The sequence below is a fragment of the Cupriavidus sp. FW305-26 genome, assembly GCF_058787975.1.
In genome coordinates, this window is the sequence record NZ_JBYTAH010000009.1 from 99,090 (window position 1) to 111,969 (window position 12,880).

Annotated in this window: 13 protein-coding genes and 1 pseudogene; 3 read left to right on the plus strand and 11 right to left on the minus strand. The window is 63.0% G+C overall.

Features of this window, described 5'->3' with window-relative positions:
- Positions 1-68 precede the first annotated feature (68 nt).
- Together AC3WQZ_RS08155 and AC3WQZ_RS08160 are read left to right on the plus strand one after the other, a co-directional pair.
- The gene (locus AC3WQZ_RS08155) at positions 69-1,832 is read left to right on the plus strand and encodes an ABC transporter ATP-binding protein/permease (RefSeq protein ID WP_439667993.1); all 1,764 of its coding nucleotides are present in this window, start codon (positions 69-71) and stop codon (positions 1,830-1,832) included.
- A gap of 44 nt (positions 1,833-1,876) precedes the next feature.
- A pseudogene (locus AC3WQZ_RS08160) lies at positions 1,877-1,999 on the plus strand (magnesium transporter CorA); the annotation flags it as partial.
- A 13-nt stretch (positions 2,000-2,012) separates the two neighbouring features.
- Here the strand turns inward: AC3WQZ_RS08160 and phbB are convergent.
- The 4 genes from phbB to AC3WQZ_RS08180 all read right to left on the minus strand — a co-directional run bounded on the left by phbB (position 2,013) and on the right by AC3WQZ_RS08180 (position 7,064).
- Complete coding sequence (gene phbB, locus AC3WQZ_RS08165) at positions 2,013-2,756, minus strand: acetoacetyl-CoA reductase (protein ID WP_439667994.1); 744 nt, start codon at positions 2,754-2,756, stop codon at positions 2,013-2,015.
- 243 nt (positions 2,757-2,999) lie between these two features.
- On the minus strand, positions 3,000-3,557 hold the full coding sequence (phaP3, locus tag AC3WQZ_RS08170; RefSeq protein ID WP_037024076.1) for a TIGR01841 family phasin PhaP3: 558 nt from the start codon (positions 3,555-3,557) through the stop codon (positions 3,000-3,002).
- Between the two features lie 364 nt (positions 3,558-3,921).
- Positions 3,922-6,000, minus strand: a complete 2,079-nt coding sequence (locus AC3WQZ_RS08175) for a copper-transporting P-type ATPase (protein ID WP_058697961.1) — start codon at positions 5,998-6,000, stop codon at positions 3,922-3,924.
- A gap of 626 nt (positions 6,001-6,626) precedes the next feature.
- Positions 6,627-7,064, minus strand: coding sequence for a YciI family protein (locus AC3WQZ_RS08180; protein WP_011615537.1), 438 nt, complete (start codon positions 7,062-7,064; stop codon positions 6,627-6,629).
- A 153-nt stretch (positions 7,065-7,217) separates the two neighbouring features.
- Between AC3WQZ_RS08180 and AC3WQZ_RS08185 the strand changes: the two genes are divergently transcribed.
- Positions 7,218-7,583 carry an ArsR/SmtB family transcription factor gene (locus tag AC3WQZ_RS08185; RefSeq protein ID WP_037024078.1) on the plus strand — a complete coding sequence of 122 codons (366 nt, stop codon included), beginning with the start codon at positions 7,218-7,220 and terminating at the stop codon, positions 7,581-7,583.
- Positions 7,584-7,638: 55 nt separating this feature from the next.
- Here AC3WQZ_RS08185 and arsB read toward each other — a convergent pair whose 3' ends face one another.
- From arsB to AC3WQZ_RS08220, 7 genes are all read right to left on the minus strand, one after another.
- Positions 7,639-8,715, minus strand: a complete 1,077-nt coding sequence (gene arsB / locus AC3WQZ_RS08190; RefSeq protein WP_492300315.1) for an ACR3 family arsenite efflux transporter — start codon at positions 8,713-8,715, stop codon at positions 7,639-7,641.
- A 16-nt stretch (positions 8,716-8,731) separates the two neighbouring features.
- Positions 8,732-9,226 (minus strand): arsenate reductase ArsC, encoded by a 495-nt coding sequence (locus AC3WQZ_RS08195; protein WP_011615539.1) that lies wholly within the window; start codon positions 9,224-9,226, stop codon positions 8,732-8,734.
- 13 nt (positions 9,227-9,239) lie between these two features.
- Positions 9,240-9,734, minus strand: a complete 495-nt coding sequence (locus AC3WQZ_RS08200; RefSeq protein ID WP_011615540.1) for an arsenate reductase ArsC — start codon at positions 9,732-9,734, stop codon at positions 9,240-9,242.
- Between the two features lie 9 nt (positions 9,735-9,743).
- Positions 9,744-10,226 carry an ArsI/CadI family heavy metal resistance metalloenzyme gene (locus AC3WQZ_RS08205; protein WP_058697960.1) on the minus strand — a complete coding sequence of 161 codons (483 nt, stop codon included), beginning with the start codon at positions 10,224-10,226 and terminating at the stop codon, positions 9,744-9,746.
- Between the two features lie 13 nt (positions 10,227-10,239).
- Positions 10,240-10,557: an ArsR/SmtB family transcription factor gene (locus AC3WQZ_RS08210; protein ID WP_010810562.1), complete on the minus strand. Its 318-nt coding sequence runs from the start codon at positions 10,555-10,557 to the stop codon at positions 10,240-10,242.
- 118 nt (positions 10,558-10,675) lie between these two features.
- Positions 10,676-11,371, minus strand: a complete 696-nt coding sequence (locus tag AC3WQZ_RS08215) for a hypothetical protein (RefSeq protein WP_058697959.1) — start codon at positions 11,369-11,371, stop codon at positions 10,676-10,678.
- A gap of 101 nt (positions 11,372-11,472) precedes the next feature.
- Positions 11,473-12,861 carry an alkaline phosphatase gene (locus tag AC3WQZ_RS08220; protein ID WP_058697958.1) on the minus strand — a complete coding sequence of 463 codons (1,389 nt, stop codon included), beginning with the start codon at positions 12,859-12,861 and terminating at the stop codon, positions 11,473-11,475.
- Between the last annotated feature and the right edge of the window lie 19 nt (positions 12,862-12,880).

Genomic DNA, 12,880 nt, shown 5'->3' on the forward strand with positions numbered 1-12,880 from the left:
TTCTCCCACGTGTCCCGTGCCGGGCCATGTGGCGAGTATGCAATCCGGTTAGTGCTGGGAGATGGGATATGAGCGCCGTTCCTGAGTCGCGGGTCACCGGCACCACTTCGTCCCCAGGGAAACGTCCCGTCACTTCCACCCGGCATGTGTGGACCCGATACTGGGCCATTGCAAAACTTTACTGGTTCTCGCGGGAAAAATGGAAAGCCTCCGGCTTGCTGGTCCTGCTGATCCTGCTGCTGTTGGGCCAGACCCAGACCGAGGTACTGATCGTCCAGCAAACCGGTGAATTCACCTCGGCCCTGGCAGCGCAAGACGCGGATCGTTTCTGGGCCTCGATCAGGAAGTGTCTCTATATCCTGATGGTTGCAGTCCCCATCTACGCGGTCTATTACTACCTGAGGAACAAGCTGAGCCTGCTCTGGAGACGCTGGCTGACGCATCACTATCTGGACGGGTATTTCAAGGGCCGGGTCTACTACAAGCTCAATTCAGATGCCGCGATCGACAATCCGGACCAGCGCATCGCCGAGGACATCAATACCTTCACGCGGCAATCCCTGTTCTTCCTTTCAATCGGTATCGGCGCGCTGCTGCAGCTCATCGCCTTCAGCGCCGTCCTGTGGTCGATCTCAAGGGAGCTGGTCTACTTTCTTGTCATTTATGCCATCGCCGGTACATTTGTCTCCATCTTCTTCTTCGGCCGCGTCCTGATCGGCCTGAACTTCTTCCAGCTAAGGCGGGAGGCGGATTTCCGCTTCAGCCTGATCCGGGTGCGTGAGAACGCCGAGTCCATCGCTTTCTATCGCGGCGAGGCGCTGGAGTCATCCCATGTGAGAGGCCGTTTTGGCAAGGCCTTCCAGAATTTCGACCGGCTCATCAAGTGGCAGCTGAGCCTGAACATGTTCCAGTATGCCTATGGCTTCCTGACCATCCTGCTGCCCAGCGCCATCGTCGCTTCACGCGTGCTTTCCGGCGAGCTTGAAGTCGGCAGCGCCATCCAGGCGGCCGGCGCGTTCGCCGCCATCCTGAACGCGCTGACCGTGATCGTCGACAACTTTGAAGACCTGAGCCGCTTCGTGGCGGGGCTGGATCGACTGGACACATTCTCCATCTCGCTGACCGGGACGGCAGCAGCCTCCGTGAAGCCGGCCACCACGATCGAGTCCATCCATGACTCCCGCCTGGCGCTGGAACATGTGACCTTGCGCACGCCGAATCAGGAGCGAACGCTGGTCACCGACCTGACGCTGTCGGTCAACCCGGGAGAGGGCCTTCTTATCGTCGGCGCCAGCGGCGGCGGCAAAAGTTCGCTGATGCGCGCGATCGCCGGATTGTGGAACAACGGCACGGGATGCATCGTGCGGCCAATGCCGCAGGAAATGCTGTTCCTGCCGCAGCATCCTTACATGGTGGTCGGCAGCCTGCGCAGCCAGTTGCTATACCCGAACCACATCGGCCAGCGGATCCCCGACGAGGAGCTTCTGAAGCTGCTGGAAGCGGTCAACCTGAAGGACATCGCTGGCCGCTTTGGCGGCCTGGACACGGAAGTGGACTGGGGCAAAGTCCTGTCCCTTGGCGAGCAGCAGCGGCTGACCATCGCCCGCGTACTGCTGTCAAAGCCGCGCTATGTCATGCTGGACGAAGCGACCAGTGCCCTGGATATCAGCAATGAGGAAGCCATGTACCAGTTGCTGGCCGACATGCAGTCGACGCTTGTCAGCGTCAGCCACCGGCCCACGCTGCTGAAGTTCCACCACCAGGTGCTGGAACTGCCCGGGAACGGAAAGTGGTGGCTGCATCCGACCAGGGACTATCGCTTTGGCTGGTAGGCATCCGGCCCGCCCCCAACCATCATCGTGCAGTGCTAACGTCGAACGTCGCCCAAATCGAGGACCAGTTGCTGTCGCAGCGCCTGCAAGGCAACCGCGCCGACCTGGGTTCGATGCGGCGCGGGCCGGTGCGGCTGCAACGGGCCCGCGCCGCGCCTGGCGGCGCCTGGCCCAGCACCCTTACTGCATGTGCTGCCCGCCATTGATGGCGATATTGGACCCGGTCACGTAGGCCGCTTCCTCCGAGCACAGGTAGGCAATCAGCGCTGCGACTTCTTCCGGCTTGCCGACGCGGCCGACCGGAATCTGCGGCAGGATCTTGGTCTCCATGATTTCCTTGGGCACGGCGTTGACCATCTTGGTGGCAAGGTAGCCCGGAGAGACGGTGTTGACGGTCACGCCCTTCCTTGCCACTTCCAGCGCCAGCGACTTGGTGAAGCCGTGCATCCCGGCCTTGGCGGCGGCATAGTTGGTCTGGCCGAAGGCGCCCTTGGATGCGTTGACCGATGAGATGTTGATGATGCGTCCCCAGCCGCGTTCGACCATGCCTTCGCAAAGCGGCTTGGTGAGATTGAACACCGAGTCGAGATTGGTCCGCATCACGGCGTCCCAGTTCGGCTTGTCCATCTTCTTGAAGGCCATGTCGCGGGTAATGCCGGCGTTGTTCACCAGGATATCCACGCGGCCTACGTCAGCCAGGATCTGCGCCGCGCAAGCCTGGCAGGCATCGTAGTCGGATACATCCACCTCGTAGGCACGCATCTCGCGGCCGCCGGCGGCCATCGCGGCAAGCCAGTCCTGGGCGGTCGCATTGCCCGGCGAGTGCGTCACCACCACCGCATAGCCTGCGTCGTGCAGCTTGATGCTGATGGCTTCTCCCAGCCCACCCATACCACCTGTTACCAGTGCAATTTTCTTCATCATCCTGCCTGCTTCATTCTCGTAAAGTTGAAAGACCCCTGCCTTGCCGGGACGGGCTCTTGCCTGATTGTCCCGAGCACATTCCCGCTGCCCTGGCGCGGACAAAGCGAGGGCGAGCCGGGCCGGATGACTCCGGGCCCAGCTTGTATACCGATGCGGGAAGATTGGCGTCGCAGTGCTGTGGCCTGCAAGCCTGCGATCTATGTTCAGCGCGCTGGCCTGGCCTGCTTGGCCAGCCGCACGCCGTTATTGCTTGGAAGCGCGGGGCGCCGCCTGCTGGGCCGCGCCGGAGGCCGCTGCGGCAGTCTTGGCAAAGTTGGCCTTGGCGACTTCAGCCGTCTGCTTCGCGGCGTCCTGGAAGGATTGAAAGGTGCTGCTGGCGGCTGCAACGCTCGATTGCAGCAGCGCGGTGATCGCTTCAGACCCGGCTGGCGCGTTCTTCACGAAGTTGTCAACGAAGGCTTGCACATTGCGGTTGTGCTGTTCGTACTGGCCCTCGACTGCCTTGGTCAGTTCCACCTGCGTGTTCGATGCGATTTCGTACACATGGCGTGCATATGCAACCGCCTTCTCCGCGGCAGGCTGTGCCAGATTGCCCTGCACGGCGAACACTTCACGCAGGTCCTTTCCGGCCAGCACCGCTTCGATATTGCCCTGGCCTTCGGCAAGCGTCGTCCTGACTGCCTGCAGGTTCAACTCGGTCAACTTCTGGAAGCCGTCAAAAGCCATGTTCGTCAGCGCGAACAGTTGGTTCAGACTGGACTTTTGCGCTGCAGCAAATTGCTCGGGCATAAAAGGGGACATGCAAAATCTCCTGTGGATTGATCGAACGGATTCGCGCAACAGTTTGCAACGTGAATCCGCTTCGGTTTGGCTTCCGGATTGGCAGGGCCACCAATCCTGCAGCGCAGCATCCGAGTGCGAATCCTAGAGGGTTTCCTCTAATTTGATCCCTAGGTATATACCCAAAAAGTCTTTAAAACATGACAATAAAAGTGCGCCGTACGTCTCTAAATTTACATGTGCTTACGCAGAAATGTTGCAGTGCATGACATGTGTAGGGCGCACTTCACCCCAGACGCTTGGAACGGATCTCTGAATACAGCAAGGGGAAAATGGAAATGGGCCCTGAGCGGCCACACAGGGCAGCCCGAGCTGCCGGTATGCCTCACGTCGCAGCCTTCCTGAGCCGCAACGCATTGGTAATGACCGAGGCAGAACTCAGGCTCATCGCCAGCGCCGCAATCATGGGCGACAACAACAGGCCTGTCATTGGATACAGAACGCCCGCCGCCAGCGGAACGCCCAATGCGTTATAAACGAACGCAAAACCGAGGTTCTGCTTCATGTTTCGAATGGTCGCTTGCGAGAGTTTCCGGGCACGGGCAATCCCGCGCAAATCCCCCTTGACCAGCGTGACCTGAGCGCTGTTCATCGCGACATCAGTGCCCGTGCCCATGGCAATACCGACGTCGGCCTTCGCCAGCGCCGGCGCATCGTTAATGCCGTCGCCCGCCATCGCCACCACCGCGCCTGCCTGTTGCAGCGAACTGACAAGTTCAAGCTTGTCCGCCGGCTTCACCTCGCCGTGGAACTCGTCAACGCCAAGTTTCCCGGCCACCGCCTTCGCCGTCGCAATCCCGTCGCCGGTCGCCATCACGACACGGATACCTTCTCCCCTGAGATGCGCCAGCGCCTCCGGCGTGGTGGCCTTGACCGGATCCGAAACGGCGAGCAGGCCAGCAAGCTTGCCATCGACGGCAAGATACATCACGCTGGCGCCTTGCGCCCGCAGCTCATCGGCCTGCGCCACGAGCGGATCGATGGGAACGCCTTCGGCTTCCATGAGCGCAGTATTCCCGATCGCGACCTTGCTGCCTCCCAACTTGCCTCTTACCCCAATCCCGGAGCTCGACTCGAAGCCCTCCGGCTTTTCCAACTGCAGGCCGCGCTCACGGGCTGCTGCAACAATCGCGGCAGCCAGGGGATGCTCGCTGCCCTGATCCAGGCTGGCAGCTAACCGCAGCATGTCCTCCTCGGCATAGCCATTGGTGCCGATCGCGCGCTCAAAAGCCGGCCGACCCTCGGTAAGCGTCCCGGTCTTGTCGACAATCAGAGTATCGATCTTGCGCAGGTTCTCGATTGCAGCGGCGTCGCGGAACAGCACGCCGCTGGAAGCGCCCTTCCCGCTTGCAACCATGATGGACATCGGCGTGGCGAGACCCAGCGCGCACGGACATGCGATGATCAGCACCGCGACGGCATTGATCAGTCCGAACACCCAGCTCGGCTCGGGGCCGAAGAGTCCCCACGCGACAAAGGTCAGCACCGCAATGCCGATGACACCGACGACGAAGACGCCGGCAACCTGGTCGGCCATCCGCTGCATCGGTGCCTTCGATCGCTGCGCTTGCGCCACCATCTGGACAATCTGGGACAGCACGGTCTGGGAGCCGACCTTTTCGGATTGGATGACAAGGCTGCCCGAAGTGTTCATCGTGGCGCCGATGACGCGGTCGCCGACGCGCTTGGTGGTCGGAATGGGCTCGCCAGTGATCATCGATTCGTCGACCGCGCTGGTGCCTTCCGTTACCACGCCATCGACCGGCACCTTCTCGCCGGGCCGCACGCGCAGCAGGTCGCCCACGTGGACATGGGCGAGCGGCACGTCCTCTTCGGCGCCGTCGGGACCGATACGCCGCGCCGTCTTGGGCGCCAGTCCCAGCAGCGACTTGATGGCGGCGGAAGTCTGGGAGCGGGCCTTGAGTTCAAGCAACTGACCCAGCAGCGTGAGGGAAATGATCACCGCCGCTGCCTCGAAGTAGGCACCGATACGGCCATGCTCGGCGAACACCTGCGGAAATGCGCCAGGTATGACGGTCGCAATGACGCTGTAGACATAGGCCGCACCGGTGCCGATTCCGATCAGCGTCCACATGTTCGGACTACGGTTGACGATCGAGTGGAAACACCGCACAAAGAACGGCCAGCCTGCCCACAGCACCACAGGCGTCGCCAGCGCAAGCTCGACCCAGCTCTGGGTCGACACCTCCATCCAGCCAAGACGATGCCCGAACATGGCCATGACGAACACCACACCGGTGAGCGGTAGCGTCCACCAGAAGCGGTGACGGAAATCCACCAGCTCGGGGTTCTCGCCTTCATCCAGTTCCGGCAACAACGGTTCCAACGCCATGCCGCACTTGGGGCAGTTGCCGGGATGATCCTGGCGGATCTCCGGGTGCATGGGACAGGTATAAATCGTTCCCTCGGCAGCGGGCTGCGCCGCCCCGGCTCCAGTGCCAGCCGGTTCATGAACATGGTCATGGTGATGCGCATGCTCGTGATGAACAGGACCGGACTGGTCCTGAGTCGAGCCATGTGCACCGGCGCTGTGGCGGCCAGGCTCGGTTGCATCGCGTTCGTTGCTTGTCCTGTTCATCCTGGCTGCTTCCTTCAGTTGTCGGGCCGGGCATCCACTGCGTCATCCGGCGTGCCTTTTACCTTCATGACACGCTCATGATGCGAAGACGACGGCCATTCGCGGTGGGACGTCCATGTCACGCCTGATGACCCCAGCCTAGAGGTTCCCATCGTTGGAAGGTCAAGGCCAAGGAAGCACGGGACTGTGCTCAAAGGCCAACGCGCCTCGGTCCAGGATCAGTTGGCCGCCAATGAGACATCGCCTTCAGGGGCGAGGTCAGCCGCCAAGAGATGACTACGGTCGATGGACGCGCACACCTTTTGCATTCGGCGCGCCCCGCAAGAGGACATCCAGGTCTACGGTGCTCCATGCCGTGGAGATGGACAACGCCGAAAGAACCAGCGTTGGGCGGCGAGGCAACCGCCTTGCCCTGTGCGTTTGGGCTCCCGTCAGCGCGCCTTGTTCGCAAGCCCTTCAACTTCAGCGCGCAGCCGCTCTTCCTGCTCCCGCAGTTCTGGCGTGAATTCAGCACCGAAGTCCTCGACCTCGAACAGCGGGCGAATTTCGATTTCGGACTCGCTTTCCATGGGATTGGGGCAGCGCCTGACCCATTCGACAGCCTCATCCATTGACTCGACTTGCCACAACCAGAACCCGGCAACGAGTTCGCTGGTCTGCGGGAACGGCCCGTCCGTCACAGTCCGCTGATCGCCCGAAAAGCGCACCCGCTTTCCCCTTGCGCTAGGGTGCAAGCCCTCGCCCGCAAGCATGACGCCCGCCTTGACGAGCTCTTCATTGAACTTGCCCATTGCCGCAAGCAACTCCGTGCTTGGCATCTTGCCGCTTTCTGATTCGCTCGTGGCCTTCACCATCACCATGACACGCATTGTGGTTCTCCTTGAAGGAATCGTTGGCGCCACAAGACCCCGAAGCGGGAACCGCCGCGGCGGCGGGCGCCGGAAGCAGGATCCAATCAGAATAGTTGAATTCGACGGCACCTGACTTGCGCGGACCGCGCCAGTACCTCTACAGTTCGACCAATGAAGAATGAAACCGCCGTAGCAGCGCTCGCTGCACTTGCCCAGGATTCCCGATTGGCGATCTTCCGCTTGCTGGTCCAGGCCGGCCCGGACGGCGTCAGCGCGGGCCGGATCCGCGAAGCGCTGGGTGTCGCACCCGCGACGCTGTCCTTCCATCTGAAAGAACTGGTCCACGCGGGTCTCATCAAGAATACGCAGGAAGGCAAGTTCGTGATCTACCGGGCGCAATTCGAGACGATGAACGCGCTCATTGCCTTCCTGACGGAACATTGCTGCCAAGGCAATCCGCAGGGCTGCGGCGTGCCGGAAGTGGCATGCAAGCCGGCGGCCACCAAACGCCGCGGCGTCTCGACCGAAGCGGCCTGAGCCATGGCAGCCCGAGCATCACGGCCGCCGGGATCGGAGTGCCTTGGGGCGGGCGTCAGGCCTTGCGCCCCGCTTCATACCAACCTTGGGTCCGATTGACGATGCTGACCACCAGCAGCATGACCGGCACTTCAATCAGCACGCCGACCACCGTTGCCAGCGCCGCCCCGGACTTGAAGCCGAACAGGCTGATGGCCGTCGCCACGGCCAGCTCGAAGAAATTGCTGGCGCCGATCAGCGAGGACGGGCCCGCCACGCAATGCGCCACACCCAGTTTCCGGTTCAGCAGATACGCCAGGCCGGAGTTCAGGAACACCTGGATCAGGATGGGCACGGCCAGCAGCGCGATCACCAGCGGTTGCTCGATGATGGCCTGGCCCTGGAACGCGAACAGCAGCACCAGTGTCAGCAGCAGCGCGGCGATGGAATAAGGACCGAGCTTGCCCACGACCCGCTGGAAATGCGCCACGCCCTTGCTCAGCAGCAGCTTGCGCAACACCTGCGAAATCGCCACCGGCACCACGATATACAGCGCCACCGACGTCAGCAGCGTATCCCACGGCACCGTGATCGACGACAGGCCAAGCAGCAGCGCCACCACCGGCGCGAACGCCACCACCATGATGGCATCGTTCAGCGCCACCTGCGACAGCGTGAAATACGGGTCGCCCTTGCACAGCTGGCTCCACACGAACACCATCGCCGTGCACGGCGCCGCGGCCAGCAGGATCAGCCCGGCGATATAGCTGTCGAGCTGCTCGGCGGGCAGCATGGGCGCAAACAGGTGCCGCACGAACAGCCAGCCCAGCAGCGCCATCGAGAACGGCTTGACCGCCCAGTTGATGAACAGCGTCACACCGATGCCGCGCCAGTGGGATTTCACCTGGCCCAGTGCGCCGAAGTCGATCTTCAGCAGCATCGGGATAATCATGATCCAGATGAGGATGCCGACCGGCAGGTTCACCTGGGCGTACTCCATGCTGCCGATCGCCTGGAACGCGCCCGGCATCGCCTGCCCCAGCGCAATCCCGACGACGATGCACAGGGCCACCCAGATGGTCAGGTAGCGTTCAAAGAAGCCGATGGCGGGCTTGGTCGAAATGGGGGCGTGGGTGGTTGTGTTCTGATTCATTGGAGTTCCGGCGCCTTCAGTTCTTCGCGATCGCGTTGAGCGCGTCCTGCAGCTGCGCATTGCTCATGCCTTCCAGCGGCAACGCCAGCAGTTGCAGCATGCGGTAGCCAATGGCCTCGCGCGTCAGCTCGAATGCCAGGCGCTTGCCCTCGTCGCCGCCCAGGGCGTTGGACGGATCGGCATAGCCCCAGTGCACCTTGACCGGGCTGCCCGGCCAATATGGGCACTGTTCCGCCGCGGCGCTGTCGCAGACCGTGATCACGATCCGCATTTCCGGCGCGTTGTCGCCGACGAATTCGTCCCAGCTTTTGCTGCGGTAGCCGCTCACGTCGACGCCGGCACTGGTCAGCGCTTCCAGTGCGAACGGGTTCAGGCGCCCGCTCGGTGCGCTGCCGGCGCTGAAGGCGCGCACATCCTTGCCGAGCTTGCTGGCCCAATGGTTGAGCATCCCTTCGCTCAGCACGCTGCGGGCAGAGTTGTGGGTGCACAGGATCAGAACGTTTGTAGTCATGGACAGTAAAGAGTCAGCGTTGGCCGATGTCCCGTACGGCCTGTTGCAGGCCTACGGCATCCAGTTTATCGATGGGGAGTGCGAGCAGGTACTCGATGCGTCGCGTGAGGATTACCGCCGCTTCGCGGACCAGCTTTTGCCTGCGCTCGTCCGATACTTCACCGGCTGCAGGATCCGCCACGCCCCAATGCGCGGTCATCGGCTGGCCCGGCCAGACCGGGCAGAGTTCACCGGCGGCCTTGTCGCACACCGTGAACACGAAGTGGAGCGCCGGGGCGCCATCTCGCGCGAATTCGTCCCAGCTCTTGCTGCGGAACCCGCCGGTCGGAAGACCCAGCTTTTCCAGCGCTTCCAGCGCGAACGGGTTCACCACGCCAGTCGGGTGGCTGCCTGCCGAATAGCCGCGGAAGCGGCCTTGGCCAAGATGGTTCATCAGTCCCTCGGCCAGGATCGAACGGGCCGAATTGCCGTTGCAGACGAAGAGAACGTTGTAGACGCTGGCGCTCATGGCGAGTCCTTAGCAGCACAACGAGTTGGAGTTCACTGCAATTCCGATCGGCTTGCCGCGCGGGGCACGCGGTGCACAGCAGGCGGAGCCTTCGGCGGACGCCGCTTCGGCCTTGCCTTCACCAAATACCGGGACGTTGCCCAGCGTATGGAAGTGCTCCCATGCAATGCCCTGCGGATCGGTGACCCAGTGCTTCTCACTGCGGGCATAGCAGCAGGTGGTTTCACCCTGGTCCAGCAGCGCCATGTCGGCCGCCTCGGCGCGCGCTTTCAGTTCAGCAAGCTCGGCGGCGTCATCGGTCTGGAAACCGAGATGGTCGACGCCCGTCCCCTGGCCGCGCGTGGAGATCGCGAAGTTGATGCGCGGATCCTCGAGCATCCATTTGGCGTAGTCGCTCTCGACTCGCGTCGGTTCAGCGGCAAAGAGCTTCGAATAGAAGGCAATGCTCTTGCCAAGGTCGTCGACATGGACGTGAACGTGAAAGCGCTTCATCGGAACATCTCCATCAGCAGTGGCAGGGAACCGCCGCTTTGTCCTCGACACCTTCGCAGCAATTGGCGGTCAGGTAGCCGAGCAACGCACTCATATGCGCGAAAGCGGCGCGGTAGATCAGGTTGCGTCCGTCCCGCTCCTGCGTCACCAGGCCGGCGTGTGCCAGTTCCTTCAGGTGGAACGACAGGGTGGCCGCAGGCACGTCCAGCCGCTCGGCCATCGCGCCGGGTGTCATGCCACCCGGGCCGGCGACGACCAGCATCCGGAAGACCTGGAGGCGCAGCCCGTGGGCCAAGGCTGCAAGGGAGCGGACAACATCATATTCTTCCATATTTCTACAATACTAGAAATATGGGATTGATGCAATGCCTGATCCGGCGAAGCGCCGCTGGCACCCTGCCCGTCGTCCGAGTTGTCCAGAGGACAACCGCGCCTGCGATAGCCGCGGACTAGTCCATCAGATCCGTGTACTCACCTTTTGCATAGGGCCGGGTGCGGTTCCACGGAGCGGGTTGCGGCAAGGCAGCGGCGGTCACCCGCGTGATCTTCTTCTGCGTGCCGCTGGCATTGCGCGACTGGACCAGGCGCGGATACTGGCCGGCCACGTCCCACTGGACCGTCACCTGTTCATCGCCGCGCTTCGCGCGGTACTCCTGCACACCGCCGCGCGCAGGACCGCTCGCGCTCATGGTCTTGAGCGCTGCCGGATCCAGCAGGTGGTAGGCGGTCGCCCATGAGCCGTCGAAGCCGATGTTGCCGTATTCGGCCGGGCCGACTTCGAAGGTCTTGCGCATGGCGTCGCTGACCAGCCGCACCGACAGCTTGCCGGACGGCTGCCGCTCGATCCAGCGCGCGGCGGCCGACATGTCCACGTGCTTGTGGCCCTTGTCTGCCTTGGCGTGCTCGGCTTCGTCGTGCGCCCCGTGCGGGATCTCGCGCTCGATCCAGACCGTGCCGCCCTCGCGGTAGACACGTTCGGTGAAGTAGATGTCGCGGCGCACGCCGTCGGCCCCGAGCGCCGACAACTCATGCTGCACGCGCAGCGCCAGCGGGCCGGAGGCCTTGGACGGTTCTGCCGCCACGGCAGTGAAGGCTGCCGAGACCAGCAGCAGTGCGAGGACGGGAGTGGCTTGCTTGGTTTTCATGAAATCCGTTCAGAAAGCGAAAATGCGCACGCCGGCAAACCGGCGCGCGCATGGCATCAAGAGACCCTGTACTCAGTCGTGCAGCAAGGCCGCGGCCGGCATCACAGGCCCAGCGCGGACTTCACGACGCTGAAGACCTTGGTGTTGTCGATGGTGCCCTTGAGCGCGGCATTGCCCGGCCCCGTCGAGAACAGCATCACATCGCCGCCGCCGTGGGTTTCCGAGCCCGGCGAGCCGAGGTTCACGCCGACTTCCTGCAGGTAGCCGTCGGCCGTGGTGTCCACCAGCGCGGGGTTGTCGCGCGGGGTCTTGCGCGGACCGCCGCCGTTGCCGAACACCAGCGTGGTGTAAGGCAGGCCGTCGGCCGCCGTGGCCGGCTGCCTGGTCTTGATGTCCGTCGACGTGCCCAGGATCGGGTTGCCGCGATGCGAGTAGCCGTTGATCGTCATCGTATGGTCGTGGTCGGCAGTGACCACGATCATCGTGTTCGACAGGTCCACCATCGACAGCGCACGCTTGATGGCATCGTCAAACGCGATCGTGTCTTCCAGCGCGCGCTTGGCGTTGGTGCCATGCAGCGCATGGTCGATCCGGCCGCCCTCCACCATCAGGAAATAGCCGTTGCCGTTCTTCTGCAGGATGCGGATGGCCTTCTCGGTCATGTCGGCCAGGCTGGGCTCGTCGACATTGTTCTTGACGCGGTCCAGCTCGTAGTTGAGGTGGTCCATGTTGAACAGGCCGAGCAGCTTGCTGGTGGATGCCGGGTCAACGGCCTTGAACGCGGTGCCGGTGGTCACGTAGGTGTAGCCCGGGAACTGCGTGGTCAGGTCGACGCCATCGGTGCGCTTGCCACCCGTGACGCTGTTGGGCAGGAACTGGCGGCGGCCGCCGCCAAGCAGCACGTCCAGGCCATCCTTGAGCGCGGTGTTGTAGCCGGCGTTGCCGGGCGTTGCCTGCGCGGCGATATTGTTCTCGCCGTCGCGGTGGCAGACGTGCGAGAAAGTGGCCGCCGGCGTCGCGTGGGTCACGCGCGTGGTGGTCACCGCGCCGACCGACTTGCCGGCGGCCTTGGCCAGTTCCAGCACGGTCACGACCGGCGCGCCGTTGCCGCTGGGACAGGTGCTGTCGCCGGCGCTGGTCACATAGGCCTTGCCGGTGCCGTCGCTGGCCTTGGTATCGGCCGACATCGAGATGACCTCGTTGTTCATCTTCACGCCGGTCATGTAGGCCGCCATCGACGGTGCGCTGTCGGTGGTCTGCGCGTCGTTCGAATACGTCTTCACGCGCGCGGTGCGCTTGAGCGACTCCATGTTGAGCTTGCCGGTCTCGCCATACTTGTAGATGCGCGAAGCGGTGACGGTGGTCGGGCCCATGCCGTCGCCCAGGAAGAAGATGACATTCTTGGCCTCGCCCGCGGCTTGCGCAGGGAGAGCAATGCAGGCGCAGGCAGCCGCAAGTGCGGACAGGCCGGTACGAATGATGAGTTTCATGGCGTTATTCCGTCAGCGA

Bases quoted from the DNA above. Each gene is read 5' to 3' on its own strand.
- AC3WQZ_RS08155 (WP_439667993.1), top strand. From the start codon at position 69: ATGAGCGCCGTTCCTGAGTCGCGGGTCACCGGCACCACTTCGTCCCCA.
- AC3WQZ_RS08215 (WP_058697959.1), bottom strand. From the start codon at position 11,371: ATGAAAACCAAGCAAGCCACTCCCGTCCTCGCACTGCTGCTGGTCTCG.
- AC3WQZ_RS08200 (WP_011615540.1), bottom strand. From the start codon at position 9,734: ATGAGCGCCAGCGTCTACAACGTTCTCTTCGTCTGCAACGGCAATTCG.
- AC3WQZ_RS08220 (WP_058697958.1), bottom strand. From the start codon at position 12,861: ATGAAACTCATCATTCGTACCGGCCTGTCCGCACTTGCGGCTGCCTGC.
- AC3WQZ_RS08195 (WP_011615539.1), bottom strand. From the start codon at position 9,226: ATGACTACAAACGTTCTGATCCTGTGCACCCACAACTCTGCCCGCAGC.
- AC3WQZ_RS08180 (WP_011615537.1), bottom strand. From the start codon at position 7,064: ATGCGTGTCATGGTGATGGTGAAGGCCACGAGCGAATCAGAAAGCGGC.
- AC3WQZ_RS08210 (WP_010810562.1), bottom strand. From the start codon at position 10,557: ATGGAAGAATATGATGTTGTCCGCTCCCTTGCAGCCTTGGCCCACGGG.
- phaP3 (WP_037024076.1), bottom strand. From the start codon at position 3,557: ATGTCCCCTTTTATGCCCGAGCAATTTGCTGCAGCGCAAAAGTCCAGT.
- AC3WQZ_RS08185 (WP_037024078.1), top strand. From the start codon at position 7,218: ATGAAGAATGAAACCGCCGTAGCAGCGCTCGCTGCACTTGCCCAGGAT.
- AC3WQZ_RS08175 (WP_058697961.1), bottom strand. From the start codon at position 6,000: ATGCACCCGGAGATCCGCCAGGATCATCCCGGCAACTGCCCCAAGTGC.
- AC3WQZ_RS08205 (WP_058697960.1), bottom strand. From the start codon at position 10,226: ATGAAGCGCTTTCACGTTCACGTCCATGTCGACGACCTTGGCAAGAGC.
- arsB (WP_492300315.1), bottom strand. From the start codon at position 8,715: ATGAATCAGAACACAACCACCCACGCCCCCATTTCGACCAAGCCCGCC.
- phbB (WP_439667994.1), bottom strand. From the start codon at position 2,756: ATGATGAAGAAAATTGCACTGGTAACAGGTGGTATGGGTGGGCTGGGA.